Origin of the sequence: Ruegeria sp. 6PALISEP08 (assembly GCF_001238295.1) — a bacterium.
Lineage (GTDB): Bacteria > Pseudomonadota > Alphaproteobacteria > Rhodobacterales > Rhodobacteraceae > Ruegeria.
The window spans coordinates 138542-155395 of sequence record NZ_LGXZ01000009.1 but is presented as its reverse complement, the minus strand read 5'-3'; the positions used below and the strand labels follow the sequence as shown (position 1 = coordinate 155395).

Sequence of the window (16854 nt, the reverse complement as noted above, 5' to 3'; positions counted from 1 at the left end):
AGCTTTGGCCCTTTTTCCTGCCTCGGAATTGATGTTTATAGGCCGAAACAGGCAAGGACCAGTGCAATGACGATGTGGGTATTCGGATATGGATCGCTGTTGTGGAATCCGGGCTTTCCGGTGGCGCGCAGCGAACGCGCAACGTTGCACGGGTTTGCCCGATCCTTCTGCATGAGCTCGATCCACCACCGCGGAACCGAGGAAAAACCGGGCCTGGTGCTGGCCCTGGATAAACAGGTGAACGCGCATTGCACCGGTCTGGCCCTGGCGGTCGAGACGGGTCATGAAGACCGCACCCTGCACGAGCTGCGCGAACGCGAGTTGATTTCTTCGGCGTATGTCGAACGGATGCTGGATGTGCATCTGGAAAACGGCGACATCGTAAATGCCGTGACTTATGTGATCGATGCAGACCACGTCCAGTATTGCGGTGGGATGCCGTTGGAGGACCAGGCCCAGATCATCGCCCTCGCGGTCGGCGGGCGCGGTCCGAATGACGAATACCTTTATAACACCGCCGAACATCTGGCCGAGATCGGCCTGCGCGACCCTGATCTTGAGTGGTTGGCGCAACGGGTCCGCAGTATCACCGCATAAACTCTTGGCGTCACGAGCAGAATTTCGCTAGATTCGACGCAGAGCAGGCAAATACCGGGAACCACGCGCATGGCGCAGGCACATCAGGGCGCGAGACCCCATTTCTCGCATCCAACTCGACAGATATTGTTGATGTTGATGGCGATCGGCCTGTCCGGGCTGGGGGTGTTTCTGGCGCTGCCATATGTCATGCCAGTTTTCTTCGCTAATCCGTACTTGAACGGGTTCATCCTGATGGTGTTCGTGATCGGCGTCTTGGCCTGTTTCTATCAGGTGACGCAACTGATCGGTTCTGTACGCTGGATCGAAGCTTTTGTCGGCGGCGTTGTTCGCGAAGATGCCCGCACGCCTCAACTGTTGGCGCCTTTGGCTTCACTGTTGCGCGAACGGGGCGCACGGTCGCAAATCAGTTCCTCGTCTACCCGTTCCATTCTGGATTCCGTGGCCGAGCGGGTCGAGGAAGAGCGGGAAATCACCCGCTATATCACCAATGTGCTGATCTATCTGGGTCTTTTGGGTACATTCTTCGGTCTGGCGACAACCGTTCCGGCAATTGTCGACACTATCCGTAGTCTGAACCCGCAGGAAGGTGAAGAAGGTCTGGCCGTCTTCAACCGCTTGATGACCGGGCTTGAGGCGCAGTTACAGGGGATGGGCGTTGCATTCGGATCATCTCTGCTGGGTTTGGCCGGATCGCTTATTGTTGGTCTGCTCGAAGTATTTGCGGGTCACGGGCAAAACCGCTTCTATCGCGAGCTCGAAGAATGGCTGTCCTCAATCACGCGCGTGGGATTTGCCGGTGGCGAAGAGGGGGGCGCTGAAATCGCAGTGCTTACTCCTGTTCTGGACGCCATGTCCGAACAGATGGATGCCCTGCAGAATCTGTTTTCGGCTCAGGAAAGCGAGCGGGCAGACGTTTCGGCCAAACTTGGGCAACTGGTCGATGTGATTGGTGAGATGAACAATCGCCAGGCCAATTCCGAAAGTGTCACCTCGGCGTTGGAACGCGTGGCCCTTGGGCAGGACGCGCTGTTGGACCACATGCGCGAACACGGCGCGGGTGAGGGTATCGACGCCGAAAGCCGAATGCGCCTGCGTTCTATGGACGTGCAACTGCTGCGCATTCTCGAAGAGATTTCGGCGGGTCGACAAGAAAGCATGAACGAATTCCGCAAGGATATCGAACTGCTGGTCAAGGCCCTGACCCTACCGCGCGGCGCAGTGCGCACCACGCCGGAAGGAGAGTAACCCATGGCGCTGTCCCGCCGCACCGGTCAACGGTTCCAGGGCTCGGTCTGGCCCGGATTCGTGGATGCGATGACGGGGCTTTTGATGGTGCTGACCTTTGTCCTGACCATCTTCATGGTGATCCAGTTCGTGCTTCGTGAAACCATTTCGGGTCAGGAAGACGAACTGACCACATTGGCGGACGAAGTTGCGGCGCTTGCTGGTGCGTTGGGTTTGGAAGAGCGTGAAAACAGCCGGTTGCAGGCCCGCCTTGGGGCATTGAACACGACCCTGTCGCAGGCCGAAGACGATCTGGCCCAGGCGCAATCGTTGATCGCTTCGCTGTCCACCGAGCGCGACCGTCAGGCCGCCGCGCTGGATCAGGCGCAGACGCAGATCACAAACTTCGAGGCGCAGGTTGCCGCCTTGCTGGCCGAACAGGAACGGGCGCTGGGCGATATCGCGACGTTGGAGACGCAGCGCGAACAACTGCTGACCGAGCAAGAAGCGCTAAGTCTCGCTCTGGCCCAAAGTCGTGACGAAATCGATGCGCAGACCGAAGCTGCCCGACTGGCTGCCGCGCGCCGCGAAGCTCTGGAAGCACTGGTCGCAGATCTGGAGCAAAGTGGTGAGGACCGGGCTGCGGAAATCACGGCCCTTGAACAGCAATTAAGCGGCGAGGAAGCCGCCCGATTGGCCGAAGCCGCCGCCGCCGAGGCATTGCGCGACCGTCTGCAAGATGCTGATGCTGAACTGACGGCCATGACATTGGCATTAGAAGCGCAACGCAAAGAGGCCGAAGACACGCTGACCCTGCTGGCCGCCGCACAAGCCGCGCAGGCCGAGCTGGAACGCCGGTTCGGTGACGTGAATCCGGGTGAATTGAGGGCTCAGCTAGAAGCCGCATTGCAGGCACAGACGCAAGCGCAGGCGGATGCTGCGGAACAGCGTACTTTGGCTGATCAGCGCCAGGCCCTTCTGGCCCTGGCTGAGTCGACGCTGTCGAATGAGAAAGAAATTTCGGCCGAGGCGCAGCGTGAGGCGGCCTTGTTGAACCAACAAATCGCCGCCCTGCGCGGGCAGTTGGGGTCGTTGCAGGCATTGCTTGATGATTTTGAAGAACGCAACGCTGTCGCCGAAGTGCAGATCCAAACATTGGGGCAGGATCTGAACGCGGCGCTGGCCCGTGCCGCATCTGAAGAGCGCAGGCGCCGCTTGCTGGAAGAAGCTGAACGTCTGCGCCTTGAGGCCGAGGCTGAAGAGTTGGCCGGTCAGAATGAGGAACTGGCGGCGCAGGCGGAAGACCTGCAACGTTATCGCTCGGAGTTCTTTGGTCGTTTGCGGGATGTTCTTGGCGATCAGGAAGGTGTGCGGATTGAAGGCGACCGGTTCGTGTTTTCGTCCGAAGTTCTGTTCCCAACGGGGTCAGCGGTGTTATCTGCAGAAGGACGCCAGGAAGTTGCCAAGGTTGCCAACATCCTGCGTAGCGTTGCGGCTGAGATACCGACCGGCCTCAATTGGGTGATCCGGGTCGACGGTCACACCGACAACGTTCCGCTGGCAGGAAATGGCCGGTATCGCGACAACTGGGAACTCAGCCAGGGCCGAGCGCTGTCGGTTGTGCGCTATATGGTTGATGCGCTGGATATCCCGCCCAACCGTCTGGCGGCCAACGGGTTTGGTGAGTTCCAGCCGGTCAATCCGGCTGACACGCCGGAGGCCCGTGCGCAAAACCGACGGATCGAGTTGAAACTGACCGAACGGTGATCCCGCCGATCCGTGACCTAAACTGTTTATTTTAACAGATTTTGATTTTGGGCCAGATGAATTGCGGCAGCCGCACCCTATATCATAACCATAGGTTGATTGGGGCTGTGCGTGAAAGACAGGACAACAGATTTACACATAGCAGTCGATATCGCTCTGCAAGGCCCCCACCAGCGTGTGACATTGTGCCAGGCCAGGCGAGGGGTCAGGTTTTGGCTTAAACGGGTCGAACGTTTCGCGCCTCATCTCTGGCTGGTGAAGGGAAAGCCTGAACAAGCATTCGAACGTGACCGATCATCCCACCAATTCTTGTTGAAATACGGCGCACCGGTCCCCAGAATTTTAGCTGAAGGCAAAGGGTATATCGCCGTCGAACACGCCGGAGCCAGCCTGACCAGATTGTCCAAAGACAAGTCCGTCACCATGGCGGGAAAACTCATGGCGTGTCGCGCTGCTGGCCAGGCTTTGGCACGGCTTCATGGGATGGGTCTGGCTCATGGACGCCCGGCGTTTCGGGATATGTGCTGGGATGGGCGTCAGATACGGTTCATCGACTTTGAGTATTTTGTGGCCACAAAGGCCGGGCGGCTTCGTAAAGCCCGCGATCTGAGCATTGCGATCCTGTCCGCCCTGTCTCAGGGCAGCACCGGACCTCGCTTTGCCTATAATGTTCTGTCCGCATACTATGCGGCTTGGGACAGGAATCCAAAGGCCCTGCCGGTGCCATGCCCAGTGCAAGTGCAGAATGGCCAACCTCGTTTCTAACACCAAAAAAAACTCGTTACGCACCCCCGGCAATCGCGTCCATTGTCCAATCAGCTTAGCGCCTGCCAAATCGAAAACTCTGGTCCGGAGTACCCGTGAAACATCGGGGCACCACGGGGTAATCTTCGGTCAGGAAATAGGCATAAGTCCCGTTGGGGTACTCTGTTGAAACGGTGAATGCGCCGTTGCATTGGTCTAGATTGCCGTGCCCCTGAACATAGACATAATCCTCATTAAATGTGCCATCATACCGCCCGTTCGGCGCGTTGCCACCCGGGCGGGTCCCGGATTTCAGACGATAAGAGGGCGTCATATCAATGACTTTGCCGTCTACTACACCTGTCCTCGCGTAAATCGGAAAGCCATCTGCGGCGTACCCGATCAACGGTGAATGCGCAGCAGGGGACCATCCCAAAAGCTCGATCAACCCTGTAGGAACACCGTGATAGTGGTATTTTCCGTTCGGCTGCACATGGGCATAATTCGCATCCAACCCCAGAGCAATCGCTCCTCCCAACGCATTGTAGGACCAGCCGGATCTTGGGTTGCCATGCCAGAACTCGGCCGCAAGCGGGTCAAAAACAACCCCGTTGAGAGAAACCCCAAAGTTCCAGCCCATGCGCAGCGGTGTGAATGTGCCCTTGGTTTCGGGGGCTGTTGGCACCTTGAGGTTGACTTTCTGCCGTTCGATTTGGTGTGGATTGCCCCGGTTTGGAAACTGGCCAACCAGATGATCAGGAATCCCGTTGCCCTTCACTCTGATTGTGGTGTTATTTTCTTTCACTGAGGCCCTGTTTTTCCCGGGATCTACGGTGGCGGGCACCAATCTTAGAGGTTCTTTCGTCGTTTCGTCGTGATAGCGAAACCTGTGCTGTGCCGTTGCAACAGCTGCGATGGCCGAAAGGGCAAAAGCTGCGCCCCAAATGATAGAAGTCTTGCTCACGTTCCAGTCCCTGTCCTGCGTAAATCATTGAAGATTACACGCCGCAGAAACCGGGTTCCGTCGCAATTACCCGTACTGGAACTAAGAAAAACCCGACGACAGGGATCGCCGGGCTTCTAAAAAGTGGTCTATTTCCAGATCAGTCCGCGGTTAACAGCGGAGGCTTGTCGCCTGGAATGCGCCGCTGATCCGGACCCATTATTTCAAGATCCAGCTCGCCCTTCTTGATCGAGACACGAACCACACCGCCTTTGGCCAGCTTGCCGAACAGCAGCTCCTCGGCCAGAGGTTTCTTGATGTGTTCCTGAATCACACGACCCAGAGGACGCGCACCCATTTTGTCATCATACCCTTTGTCGGCCAGCCACTCAGCAGCTTTGGGTGTCAGATCGATGGTCACACTGCGATCCAGCAGTTGCGCTTCTAGCTGCAAGACGAACTTCTCAACCACTTGCAGGATGACCTCTTTCGGCAGCGGTGCGAACGAAATCACAGCATCCAGACGGTTGCGGAATTCCGGCGTAAACATGCGCTCAATCGCAGCGGTGTCTTCGCCTTCGCGACGGTCGCGACCGAAGCCGATGGCTGCTTTGGCCTGTTCCTGCGCGCCCGCGTTTGAGGTCATGATCAGAACCACATTGCGGAAGTTCACGGTACGGCCGTTGTGATCCGTCAGCTCACCATGGTCCATCACCTGCAACAGGATGTTGAACACGTCCGGATGCGCTTTCTCGATTTCGTCCAACAACAGCACGCAATGCGGATGCTGGTCGACACCGTCGGTGAGCAAACCACCCTGATCAAACCCAACATAGCCCGGAGGTGCGCCGATCAGACGGCTGACCGCGTGTTTCTCCATGTATTCGGACATGTCAAAGCGCAGCAGCTCGACACCCAGCGTATCCGCCAGCTGTTTCGCCACCTCGGTCTTACCCACACCGGTTGGACCAGCGAACAGGTAGTTGCCGATGGGCTTTTCAGGCTCACGCAGACCAGCACGGGCCAGTTTGATCGCGCTGGATAGCGCCTCGATGGCCAGATCTTGACCAAACACCACGCGTTTCAGCGAAGCTTCGAGATCTTTCAGCACCTCGGCATCGTCCTTGGTGACGTTCTTGGGCGGGATGCGGGCGATCTTGGCGACGACTGCCTCAATCTCCTTTACCCCAATGGTCTTGCGACGCTTGCTTTCAGCGACCAGATGTTGCGCCGCGCCGGCCTCATCGATTACGTCGATGGCCTTGTCGGGCAGTTTGCGGTCGTTGATATAGCGGGCCGACAGCTCCACCGCAGTCTTGATCGCATCGGCGGTGTATTTGATGTCGTGATGCTCTTCAAAATAGGGTTTCAGACCTCGCAGGATTTTCACGCTGTCTTCGACCGAAGGTTCATTCACATCGATCTTCTGGAACCGGCGGCTCAGCGCGCGGTCTTTTTCGAAATGCTGACGGAACTCTTTGTAAGTGGTCGAACCCATGGTGCGCAGCTTGCCGCCCTGAAGCGCAGGCTTCAGCAGGTTCGAAGCATCCATCGCCCCGCCCGAGGTTGCACCGGCACCGATCACGGTATGGATTTCGTCAATGAACAGAACCGCGTCGGGGTGGTCTTCCAGCTCTGTGACGACCGCCTTCAGACGTTCTTCAAAGTCACCGCGATAGCGGGTTCCGGCCAGCAGCGCGCCCATGTCCAGTGAATAGATCGTGGTGTTGGCCAGCACATCGGGGGCCTGTCCGCCGATGATCTTATGCGCCAGACCTTCGGCGATGGCGGTTTTACCCACGCCGGGATCCCCTACCAGCAGCGGGTTGTTCTTGCGGCGACGGCACAGCACCTGGATGCAGCGTTCCACCTCGTCCGAGCGTCCGATCAACGGATCAACATCACCCGCCCGTGATTTCGCGTTCAGATCGACGCAGTATTTCCCCAGCGCGCTTTCTTTCTGTTCGGTTTCGCCAGATGTGGTCTGAGCGTCTTCTTCAACCTGATCCGCACCGGATACCGAGCGGCTTTCGCCATAAGCGGGATCTTTGGCCACGCCATGGGCGATGAAATTGACCGCGTCGTAACGGGTCATGTCCTGCTCTTGCAGGAAATAGGCGGCATTGCTTTCGCGTTCGGCGAAAACGGCAACCAGTACGTTGGCGCCGGTCACTTCGGTCCGGCCCGAGCTTTGTACGTGGATCGCAGCGCGCTGAATGACGCGCTGGAAGGCTGCCGTTGGAACGGCTTCGGACCCGTCGATATCCGTGACCAGATTCGACAGATCTTCGTCGATGAATTCCACCAGAGTGCTGCGCAGCTCGTCCAGATCGACGCTGCACGCCTTCATGACGCGCACCGCATCGGGTTCTTCCAGAAGCGCCAGCAGCAGATGCTCTAGCGTTGCAAATTCATGACGCCGTTCATTCGCGGCCGCCAAGGCCGCGTGGATGGCTTGTTCCAGTGTGCTCGAGAATGAAGGCACGCGGGTGCTCCTCTGTATTGGGTCAGAAGGGGGCGAGCTTTCGGCCGGAACCCCATCCCAACCATGTCCTCATACTATTAGAGTTTGGTTGATCGTGCCCCGGCTTCAAGGGTTTTCTTGCTCTTGACAGTCACATTTGTTGTGACCGTGGCCGTGAAGAGGGGCAAATAGGCATCAAAACCGGTCTTTTCTACCCCGGATGTCCGCAAAAACGACCTCAGGGTTTGCGCCAACCATGCCCAAGTGTGCCTGAATCGCTGGGTCGGTTGCCCTCAGGAAAGGATTTGTGGCCTTTTCCATCGCCAGAATCGACGGAACGGTCGCCTTCCCGGTGGCACGTGCTTGGTCAATCTCGGCGATGCGCGCCTTGAGGTCGGCGTTGTCTGGATCGATCGTAATGGCAAATTTGGCGTTGGACTGTGTATATTCATGCCCCGAACAGACCAGAGTGCTGTCTGGTAGGGCGGCCAGTTTGCTGAGTGAGTCCCACATCTGTTCTGGTGTGCCCTCGAACAGACGTCCGCAGCCAAGCGCCATAAGGCTGTCGGCGGTGAACACGGCGGCACTTTGCGGCATATAAAAAGCGATATGCCCGACTGTGTGGCCGGAAACATCAAGAACCTGAACCGGCTCACCTCCGATGTCAAAGCTATCGCCCTCGGCCACTTGCAGGTCCAGCGGTGGCAGGCGATGGGCATCCGCTGCGGCCCCGATGACCTGTGCCGGGTGTTTTTCCAGAATCCCAGCCAGCCCATCGACGTGATCCCAGTGGTGATGGGTCAGAAGCACGTGGGATAACGTCCATCCGCGTTCTTCCAGCACTTTCAGGATCGGTCCGGCCTCGGGCGCGTCGATCAACGCGGTCTGGCCATTGATGCCGTCATGGGCCAGATAGGCGTAGTTGTCGCTGAGGCATGGGATTGTAACGATTTCAAGAGGCATGGCCTTTTGCCCTTTCATTGCTAGACTGCGCCCAGCTAAGCCGATTGACCGGATGTCCGCAATGCATCTTGATGTGCAGGATCTGAGGAACTTCTACTACCGCAGTACGCTGGGGCGTGCGGCGCAAGCGGCCATTCGCGGACGCCTGAGCGAGCTTTGGCCCGAAGCAAAAGGCCAGACGGTGGCCGGATTTGGCTTTGCCGTGCCGTTGCTGCGCCCATATCTGGCGGATGCACGCCGGGTTATCGGTCTGATGCCCGGCCCGCAGGGCGTGATGCCCTGGCCTGCCGGGATGCCAAATGTTTCCGTTCTGACCGAAGAAACGCTCTGGCCGATTGAAACCGGTCACGTGGACAAGCTTGTCGTGATGCATGGGCTGGAAACGTCGGAGAGGCCGAACCAGCTGCTGGACGAATGTTGGCGTGTTCTGGGCCCCGGCGGTCGAGCTGTGTTCATTGTCCCGAACCGGGGGGGACTCTGGTCGCGGACAGACAAAACGCCGTTTGGCTACGGGCGCCCCTATACCGCCACTCAGCTGGAAAACCAGCTCAAGGCGCATCACTTCCTGCCCGAGGCGCATTGTTCGGCCCTGTACAGGCCTCCTTCCTTCCGCCGCTTCTGGCTGAAATCCGGCAGTTTGATCGAAAAAACCGGGCAACGGATCCCTACCGTCATGGCTGGGGGTGTGCTGATGGTCGAGGTCAGCAAGCACATTCGTCCGCCCAGCGGCAGCGTGACAAAAGACGCAGTCAAAAAACCGATCAAGGCGCTGGACGGTTTGTTGAAACCTGCGTGACAATGGCTGACATTCAGAAGCGACAAAATTGCGGGAAAAAAGTCACAGGAATCGCAAAAACCTGCATATTCGTAACATTTTTCAACTGGGCCAATGTGTTCAAACCGTCGCACTTGGCGTAAGTGCATGAAAATTAACAATTTGTGTATAATTCTGTTACCGCTATAGCGTATTGCTTGGTTGGAACACCTCTGCTACATCCCCGGTGATTTTGATCCCCGCCCTTTAAGGACGGGGTTTCTTCACGCCCCCGGGGTAGCTGCTGCACGCGAATTCGGGGCCCAAAGTATCGGAAGGGTGGACGTGTCCGAACCAGCTTCGATTTCCACTGGCATTGCCGAGCGCTATGCCACCGCGATCTTTGAGATCGCCAAAGAGAACAATGACCTTGCAGGTCTGGAATCCGGCATCAATGATCTGGCAGCAGCACTGGGCGACAGCGCCGAGTTGCGCGACCTGATCGCCTCGCCGCTGATTTCCCGCGCTGAACAGGAAGGCGCAATCACCGCAATCGCTGACAAGATGGCCCTGAACGCCATCCTGCGCAACACGCTGGGTCTGATGGCGCAGAAGCGCCGTCTGTTCGTCGTGCCGCAACTGGTGCAGGTTCTGCGCGACATGCTGGCGGACGAGCGTGGCGAAGTGACCGCGGATGTTGCCTCGGCCAAGGCGCTGACCAAGACACAACTGGAAAAACTGTCCAAGACGCTGTCCGAGCGTGTGGGCAAGACCGTGACAATCAATGCGACCGTTGATGAAAGCCTCATCGGCGGTCTTGTCGTTAAAGTGGGCTCGAAGATGATCGATAGCTCGATCCGCTCGAAGCTCAACTCCCTACAGAATGCAATGAAAGAGGTCGGATAAATGGGAATCCAAGCTGCAGAGATTTCTGCAATCCTGAAGGACCAGATCAAGAATTTTGGTCAGGAAGCCGAAGTGGCCGAAATCGGTCGCGTGCTGAGCGTCGGTGACGGGATTGCCCGTGTATACGGCCTGGACAACGTGCAAGCCGGTGAGATGGTCGAATTCCCCGGCGGCATCATGGGCATGGCGCTGAACCTGGAAAGTGACAACGTTGGTGTTGTTATCTTCGGTTCCGACCGTGACATCAAAGAAGGTGACACTGTCAAGCGCACCAATTCGATCGTGGACGTTCCGATCGGTGACGAGCTGCTGGGCCGTGTTGTTGACGGTCTGGGCAACCCGCTGGACGGCAAAGGTCCGATCAACGCTTCCAAGCGTGGTGTTGCAGACGTAAAAGCGCCGGGCATCATCCCGCGTAAATCGGTTCACGAGCCGATGGCAACCGGCCTGAAATCGGTTGACGCGATGATCCCGATTGGCCGTGGCCAGCGGGAACTGATCATTGGTGACCGTCAGACCGGTAAAACTGCCGTTGCTCTGGACGCGATCCTGAACCAGAAAACTTACAACGAAGCAGCTGGCGACGACGAGTCGAAGAAGCTGTACTGCGTTTACGTCGCGATCGGCCAGAAGCGTTCGACCGTTGCACAGCTGGTGAAGAAGCTGGAAGAATCCGGCGCGATTGACTACTCGATCGTTGTGGCCGCCACCGCGTCCGACCCGGCGCCGATGCAGTTCCTGGCACCTTACGCCGCAACCGCGATGGCCGAATACTTCCGCGACAACGGCCGCCACGCGCTGATCATCTATGATGACCTGTCGAAACAGGCTGTGTCTTATCGTCAGATGTCGCTGCTGCTGCGTCGTCCGCCCGGCCGTGAAGCCTATCCTGGTGACGTTTTCTACCTCCACTCCCGCCTGCTGGAGCGTTCGGCGAAGCTGAACGAAGACTTCGGTGCGGGCTCGCTGACCGCACTGCCGGTTATTGAAACTCAGGGTGGTGACGTTTCGGCGTTTATTCCGACCAACGTGATTTCGATCACCGACGGCCAGATCTTCCTCGAAACCGAGCTGTTCTACCAGGGCATCCGTCCTGCTGTGAACACCGGTCTGTCGGTTTCGCGTGTGGGCTCTTCGGCTCAGACCAACTCGATGAAGTCGGTTGCCGGTCCGGTTAAGTTGGAACTGGCTCAGTACCGCGAAATGGCTGCGTTTGCGCAGTTCGGTTCCGACCTTGACGCCGCGACCCAGCAGCTGCTGAACCGTGGTGCCCGTCTGACCGAGCTGATGAAACAGCCTCAGTACTCACCGCTGACCAACGCTGAAATCGTCTGCGTCATCTTCGCTGGCACCAATGGCTACCTGGACAAGATCGATGTATCCGAAGTTGGCCGCTACGAAGCTGGCCTGCTGGCGCATCTGCGCGGCAAGCACGCCGACCTGCTTCAGTGGATCACCGACGAAGATCCCAAGATCAAGGGCGACGCTTCCGACAAGATCAAGGCTGCGATTGACGAATACGCCGCAACCTTCGCTTAAGGGAGAGGCGGGCACATGCCAAATCTTAAGGATCTTAAAAACAGGATCGAGTCGGTCAAATCGACCCGCAAGATCACCAAGGCCATGCAGATGGTCGCGGCTGCAAAACTTCGCCGCGCCCAGGAATCTGCCGAAGCCTCTCGCCCCTACACCGCACGGTTCAATGCCGTGATGGCGGGGCTGGCGGCATCGGTCGGGGGCAGCGACAGCGCCCCCAAACTGCTCCGTGGTACGGGCAGTGATGATGTCCATCTGCTGGTTGTCATGACAGCAGAACGTGGCCTGTGTGGCGGCTTCAACTCGAACATCGCCAAGCTGGCCCGTGCCAAAGCTTACGAACTGAAGGCCAAGGGCAAGACGGTTAAGATTTTGACCGTTGGCAAGAAAGGCCGCGATGCGATCAAGCGTGACTATGGCGATCTGTTCGTCGGTCATGTCGATCTGAGCGAGGTCAAGCGTCTGGGATATTCCAACGCGCAGGACATCGCCAAAGACGTCCTGTCCCGTTTCGACGCGGGTGAGTTCGACGTAGCCACGATCTTCTACTCGAAGTTCGTCAACGTCGTGAGCCAGATACCAACGGCGCAACAGATCATCCCTGCCTCGTTCGAGGATATCGAAGGGGACGACAGCGGCGCGGTCTTCGATTACGAGCCCAGCGAAGAGGCCATCTTGGCCGATCTGCTGCCCAAAGGGGTTGCGACTGCAATCTTCTCGGGTCTGCTTGAAAACGGGGCCTCGGAACAGGGTGCACGGATGTCTGCGATGGACAACGCGACACGCAACGCGGGTGAAATGATCGACAAACTGACGATCCAGTTCAACCGCTCGCGTCAGGCCGTGATCACCAACGAGCTGATTGAAATCATTTCCGGCGCCGAAGCGCTGTAGAGACAAACCGGAGACGAAACATGGCGAATGCAAAAGGCAAAGTCACTCAGATTATCGGGGCCGTCGTCGACGTGCACTTTGATGATGAGCTGCCTGAAATTCTGAACGCGCTGGATACCACCAACAACGGCAAGAAGCTGGTTTTGGAAGTAGCACAGCACCTGGGCGAAAACACTGTCCGCACCATTGCAATGGACGCAACCGAAGGTCTGGTTCGTGGCGAAGAAGTCACCGACACCGGCGCACCGATCGCGGTTCCGGTCGGCAACGCGACTTTGGGCCGTATCCTGAACGTTGTGGGTGAGCCCATCGACGAAAAGGGTCCCGTCGAAACAACTGAAACCCGCGCCATCCACCAGGAAGCACCGGATTTCGCGGATCAGGCAACTGAATCCGAAGTTCTGGTCACCGGCATCAAGGTTGTTGACCTGCTGGCCCCTTATGCCAAAGGCGGTAAGATCGGCCTGTTCGGCGGCGCCGGTGTTGGCAAAACCGTTCTGATCATGGAACTGATTAACAACATCGCCAAAGTGCACTCGGGCGTGTCCGTGTTCGCGGGTGTTGGTGAGCGGACCCGTGAAGGCAACGACCTGTATCACGAGATGATCGAATCCGGCGTTATCGTTCCTGACAAGCTGGAAGATTCGAAAATCGCCCTGGTTTATGGTCAGATGAACGAGCCTCCGGGTGCGCGTATGCGGATCGCTCTGTCGGGTCTGACCCTGGCGGAACAGTTCCGTGACGCAACCGGCGCCGACGTTCTGTTCTTTGTCGACAACATCTTCCGCTTCACGCAGGCGGGTTCCGAGGTTTCGGCTCTGCTGGGTCGTATTCCTTCCGCTGTGGGCTACCAGCCGACGCTGGCGACCGACATGGGCGCGATGCAGGAACGCATCACCTCGACCAAATCGGGCTCGATCACGTCCGTGCAGGCCGTTTATGTTCCTGCGGATGACTTGACCGACCCTGCGCCGGCCACGTCGTTTGCGCACTTGGACGCGACCACCGTTTTGAACCGTGCGATCTCGGAAAAGGGTATCTACCCGGCCGTTGACCCGCTCGACTCGACTTCGCGTCTGCTCGACCCGGCCATCGTTGGTGAAGAGCACTATACCGTTGCGACTGACGTTCAGCAGATCCTCCAGCGCTACAAGTCGCTGCAGGACATCATTGCCATCCTTGGCATGGACGAACTATCGGAAGAGGACAAACTGACCGTGGCACGTGCCCGTAAGATCGAACGCTTCCTGTCACAGCCGTTCGACGTGGCCGAGGTTTTCACCGGTTCGCCCGGTGTTCAGGTTCCTCTGGATGTCACCATCGCGTCGTTCAAGGCCGTTGTGGCCGGCGAATACGATCACCTTCCCGAGGCGGCCTTCCTGATGGTTGGCGGCATCGACGAAGTGATCGCCAAAGCGGAGAAGATGGCCGCAGAAGCCGCCTAAGGAGCACACCTGATGGCAAACACGATGCAATTCGACCTCGTCAGCCCCGAGCGGAGCCTAGCTTCGCTCAGCGCGACCGCGGTCCAGATTCCCGGCGCGGACGGGGACATGACGGCGATGCCCGATCATGCCCCCACCATCACCACGCTGCGCCCCGGTCTGCTGAAGGTTGAGGCACCCGAAGGGTCCAGCGAATACCTGGTCACCGGCGGGTTTGCCCAGATCAACGGCGACAGCTTGTCGGTTCTGGCCGAAAAGGCCATTCCGGTAGCGGAAGTGACCCGGGCGCATCTGGACGAGTTGATCGAAGACGCCCGCGCCTCGCACGAGGCTGCCAAGGGTGGCGATGATCAGACCATTGTCGACGATGCTGCCAAGCTGCTGGCCGACATGGAAGCGCTGGGCACGCATATGAGCCTGTAAACGGCTTATCAGTGAAAGATTTGAACGGCCTCGCATTTGCGGGGCCGTTTTTTTGTCGTGCTTTTGCCGAATTGCCGGGGTAAGTTGCGGGAATTCAAGAATAATGATGACATAATGAAAAAGTTCCTAACCCATCCCATTGGAATTGATCAGGGTGAAGACGTCCTGTTTTCGGAATTTGCCGAAGGTGGCGAAATGTGGACGGGGCAGGGGCCTCGTGAACGCCGCACACCCATTCAGTTCAAAGAAGCCTTTCGCACTCCGCCCGTGGTACAGATCGGAATCTCGCTTTGGGATGTCGATACGTCCTCGGCTCTACGCGCCGAGGTTCAGGCCGAAAACATCACCACCGAGGGCTTTGACGCAGTATTTCGAACTTGGTCCGACACTCGGATTGCCCGCATCCGCGCAAGCTGGACAGCGATTGGAGAGGTGGCACACCTGGACGACTGGAACATTTCCTGACCCGGGTTAGCCGTGTTTTCAAGCGTTCTAACTGCAGCTTGTAACTCAGTCTTCCTGCGTTTCGATCATGCCCACCCGTGTGGCATGGCGCCCGCCTTCAAACTCGGCGTCCAGAAACGCGTCAACGATGTACAGCGCTTGACCTTCGCCGACGACGCGCGCACCGAGCGACAGCATGTTGGCGTCGTTGTGCTGGCGGATCATACGGGCCGAAAACGCGTCTGAACATACGCCGCAGCGAATGCCCGGCACTTTGTTTGCGGCCATCATGATGCCCTGACCGGTACCGCACAGGATGATGCCCAAACTGCAATCGCCTGACGCGACAGCTTCAGCTGCCGCTTTGCCGTGCCTGGGGTAATGTGTGCTTTCGGGCGTCGTCGGGCCGATATCGACCACGTCCCAGCCTTGTTGGGCGATGTGTTTTGCCACGGCCTGACGCAGATCGATCGCGGCGTGGTCACTGGACAGGACAATGCGTTTGCTTGCGGTCATCGGAGGTTTTTCCCCTCTTTCGCGGATCCACGCACATGCTGGTGAGCAGCGGGCAGGGCGGATCAGATTTCGAAAAGCAAAAGGGCGGCTTGTCTGGCCGCCCCTCAGAGCTCAATCCATCTGGTACAGGGATTCGTAGATCGGCGTCAGCGTTTTGTCTTCGAACAGCGAAGACACGCTGGTGCCGTTCCAGATGTTCAGGATCGCTTGCGTAAAGATCGGCGCGGTCGGAACGATGCGGATATTCTTGGCTTTCAGGATCTCTTTTGTCGGCTGGATCGTATCGGTCAGGACCAAGGATTTCATCACCGAGTTGGTGACACGCTCGACCGCGGGGCCGCTCATGACGCCATGCGTGATGTAGGAGTGAACCTCTTTCGCGCCGTTATCCAGCAGAACTTGTGCCGCTTTGCACAGCGTTCCGGCGGTGTCACACATGTCGTCCACGATCAGGCAGATCTTGTCCTTCACGTCGCCGATCACTGTCATCTCGGCCACTTCGCCTGCTTTCTCGCGGCGTTTGTCCACGATCGACAGGGGCGCGTTGATCCGCTTGGCCAGCTCGCGCGCACGCGCCACGCCGCCGACGTCGGGTGAAACCACCATGATCTCATCCAGGCTGTCCTTGAACTGGTTCTTTACGTCCAAAGCAAAGATCGGCGAGGCATAGAGGTTGTCGACGGGCATATCGAAAAAGCCCTGAATCTGCGCTGCGTGCAGGTCCATGGTCAGAATCCGTTCGATTCCTGCGCCGGTCAGCATGTTGGCCACCAGCTTGGCGCTGATCGGCGTGCGGGCCTTGGTGCGGCGGTCCTGACGGGCGTAACCGAAATAGGGGATCACGGCCGTAATCCGCTGGGCAGAAGAGCGACGCAGCGCATCGGCGATGATCAGCAGCTCCATCAGGTTGTCATTGGCCGGGTTCGAGGTCGGCTGGATAATGAACATATCCTCGCCGCGTACGTTCTCGAACACCTCGACGAAGATCTCGCCGTCATTGAAGCGTTCGACGCGCGCATCGACCAGACCCTGGTCAACGCCGCGATACAGGCTCATGCGGCGTGCGATGGTCTTGGCAAGAGGAAGGTTGGCGTTCCCAGCTATTAGCTTGGGTTCGTGGAGTGTCGGCATCGGCTGAGGTCCCCGGGCAGCAATGGCAATGTGACAGATTCGTGATGTTGACACCGCTTAGCATGGCCTTAACGTCCCGCAAAGGTAACGCAGCGGAGAA

16 protein-coding genes are annotated in these 16854 nt (G+C 58.1%); 11 read left to right on the top strand and 5 right to left on the bottom strand.

Going from position 1 to position 16854, the window contains the following annotated elements; translation table 11 throughout:
* Positions 1 to 66: 66 nt before the first annotated feature.
* The 4 genes from ALB80_RS14720 to ALB80_RS14705 all read left to right on the top strand — a co-directional run bounded on the left by ALB80_RS14720 (position 67) and on the right by ALB80_RS14705 (position 4356).
* Positions 67 to 597: a gamma-glutamylcyclotransferase gene (locus tag ALB80_RS14720; RefSeq protein ID WP_050604838.1), complete on the top strand. Its 531-nt coding sequence runs from the start codon at positions 67 to 69 to the stop codon at positions 595 to 597.
* Positions 598 to 666: 69 nt separating this feature from the next.
* Entirely contained in the window at positions 667 to 1845 is a 1179-nt protein-coding gene (locus ALB80_RS14715; RefSeq protein ID WP_050604837.1) for a hypothetical protein, read from the top strand.
* A 3-nt stretch (positions 1846 to 1848) separates the two neighbouring features.
* A complete protein-coding gene (locus ALB80_RS14710) occupies positions 1849 to 3591 on the top strand; it encodes a peptidoglycan -binding protein (RefSeq protein ID WP_050604836.1) in 1743 nt (580 codons plus the stop codon).
* Between the two features lie 312 nt (positions 3592 to 3903).
* Positions 3904 to 4356: a hypothetical protein gene (locus tag ALB80_RS14705; RefSeq protein WP_157054217.1), complete on the top strand. Its 453-nt coding sequence runs from the start codon at positions 3904 to 3906 to the stop codon at positions 4354 to 4356.
* 55 nt (positions 4357 to 4411) lie between these two features.
* Here the strand turns inward: ALB80_RS14705 and ALB80_RS14700 are convergent, their stop codons facing one another.
* The 3 genes from ALB80_RS14700 to gloB all read right to left on the bottom strand — a co-directional run bounded on the left by ALB80_RS14700 (position 4412) and on the right by gloB (position 8705).
* Positions 4412 to 5299, bottom strand: a complete 888-nt coding sequence (locus ALB80_RS14700; protein ID WP_050604834.1) for a YHYH protein — start codon at positions 5297 to 5299, stop codon at positions 4412 to 4414.
* A gap of 139 nt (positions 5300 to 5438) precedes the next feature.
* Positions 5439 to 7763 (bottom strand): ATP-dependent Clp protease ATP-binding subunit ClpA, encoded by a 2325-nt coding sequence (clpA, locus tag ALB80_RS14695; RefSeq protein WP_050604833.1) that lies wholly within the window; start codon positions 7761 to 7763, stop codon positions 5439 to 5441.
* A gap of 174 nt (positions 7764 to 7937) precedes the next feature.
* A complete protein-coding gene (gene gloB, locus ALB80_RS14690) occupies positions 7938 to 8705 on the bottom strand; it encodes a hydroxyacylglutathione hydrolase (RefSeq protein WP_172677899.1) in 768 nt (255 codons plus the stop codon).
* Positions 8706 to 8766: 61 nt separating this feature from the next.
* Between gloB and ALB80_RS14685 the strand changes: the two genes are divergently transcribed.
* The 7 genes from ALB80_RS14685 (at position 8767) to ALB80_RS14655 (ending at position 15128) form a co-directional block, all read left to right on the top strand.
* Positions 8767 to 9501, top strand: coding sequence for a class I SAM-dependent methyltransferase (locus tag ALB80_RS14685; protein WP_050604884.1), 735 nt, complete (start codon positions 8767 to 8769; stop codon positions 9499 to 9501).
* A gap of 303 nt (positions 9502 to 9804) precedes the next feature.
* On the top strand, positions 9805 to 10365 hold the full coding sequence (locus ALB80_RS14680; RefSeq protein ID WP_050604831.1) for a F0F1 ATP synthase subunit delta: 561 nt from the start codon (positions 9805 to 9807) through the stop codon (positions 10363 to 10365).
* A complete protein-coding gene (atpA, locus tag ALB80_RS14675; RefSeq protein WP_050604830.1) occupies positions 10366 to 11904 on the top strand; it encodes a F0F1 ATP synthase subunit alpha in 1539 nt (512 codons plus the stop codon).
* A gap of 15 nt (positions 11905 to 11919) precedes the next feature.
* Positions 11920 to 12795 carry a F0F1 ATP synthase subunit gamma gene (locus ALB80_RS14670; RefSeq protein WP_050604829.1) on the top strand — a complete coding sequence of 292 codons (876 nt, stop codon included), beginning with the start codon at positions 11920 to 11922 and terminating at the stop codon, positions 12793 to 12795.
* A gap of 20 nt (positions 12796 to 12815) precedes the next feature.
* A complete protein-coding gene (atpD, locus tag ALB80_RS14665; protein ID WP_050604828.1) occupies positions 12816 to 14240 on the top strand; it encodes a F0F1 ATP synthase subunit beta in 1425 nt (474 codons plus the stop codon).
* A gap of 12 nt (positions 14241 to 14252) precedes the next feature.
* A complete protein-coding gene (locus ALB80_RS14660; RefSeq protein ID WP_050604827.1) occupies positions 14253 to 14663 on the top strand; it encodes a F0F1 ATP synthase subunit epsilon in 411 nt (136 codons plus the stop codon).
* 114 nt (positions 14664 to 14777) lie between these two features.
* Positions 14778 to 15128 carry an H-type lectin domain-containing protein gene (locus ALB80_RS14655; protein ID WP_050604826.1) on the top strand — a complete coding sequence of 117 codons (351 nt, stop codon included), beginning with the start codon at positions 14778 to 14780 and terminating at the stop codon, positions 15126 to 15128.
* A gap of 45 nt (positions 15129 to 15173) precedes the next feature.
* Here the strand turns inward: ALB80_RS14655 and rpiB are convergent, their stop codons facing one another.
* Positions 15174 to 15623: a ribose 5-phosphate isomerase B gene (rpiB, locus tag ALB80_RS14650; protein WP_050604825.1), complete on the bottom strand. Its 450-nt coding sequence runs from the start codon at positions 15621 to 15623 to the stop codon at positions 15174 to 15176.
* A 111-nt stretch (positions 15624 to 15734) separates the two neighbouring features.
* Complete coding sequence (locus ALB80_RS14645) at positions 15735 to 16754, bottom strand: ribose-phosphate pyrophosphokinase (protein ID WP_050604824.1); 1020 nt, start codon at positions 16752 to 16754, stop codon at positions 15735 to 15737.
* Positions 16755 to 16854 lie beyond the last annotated feature (100 nt).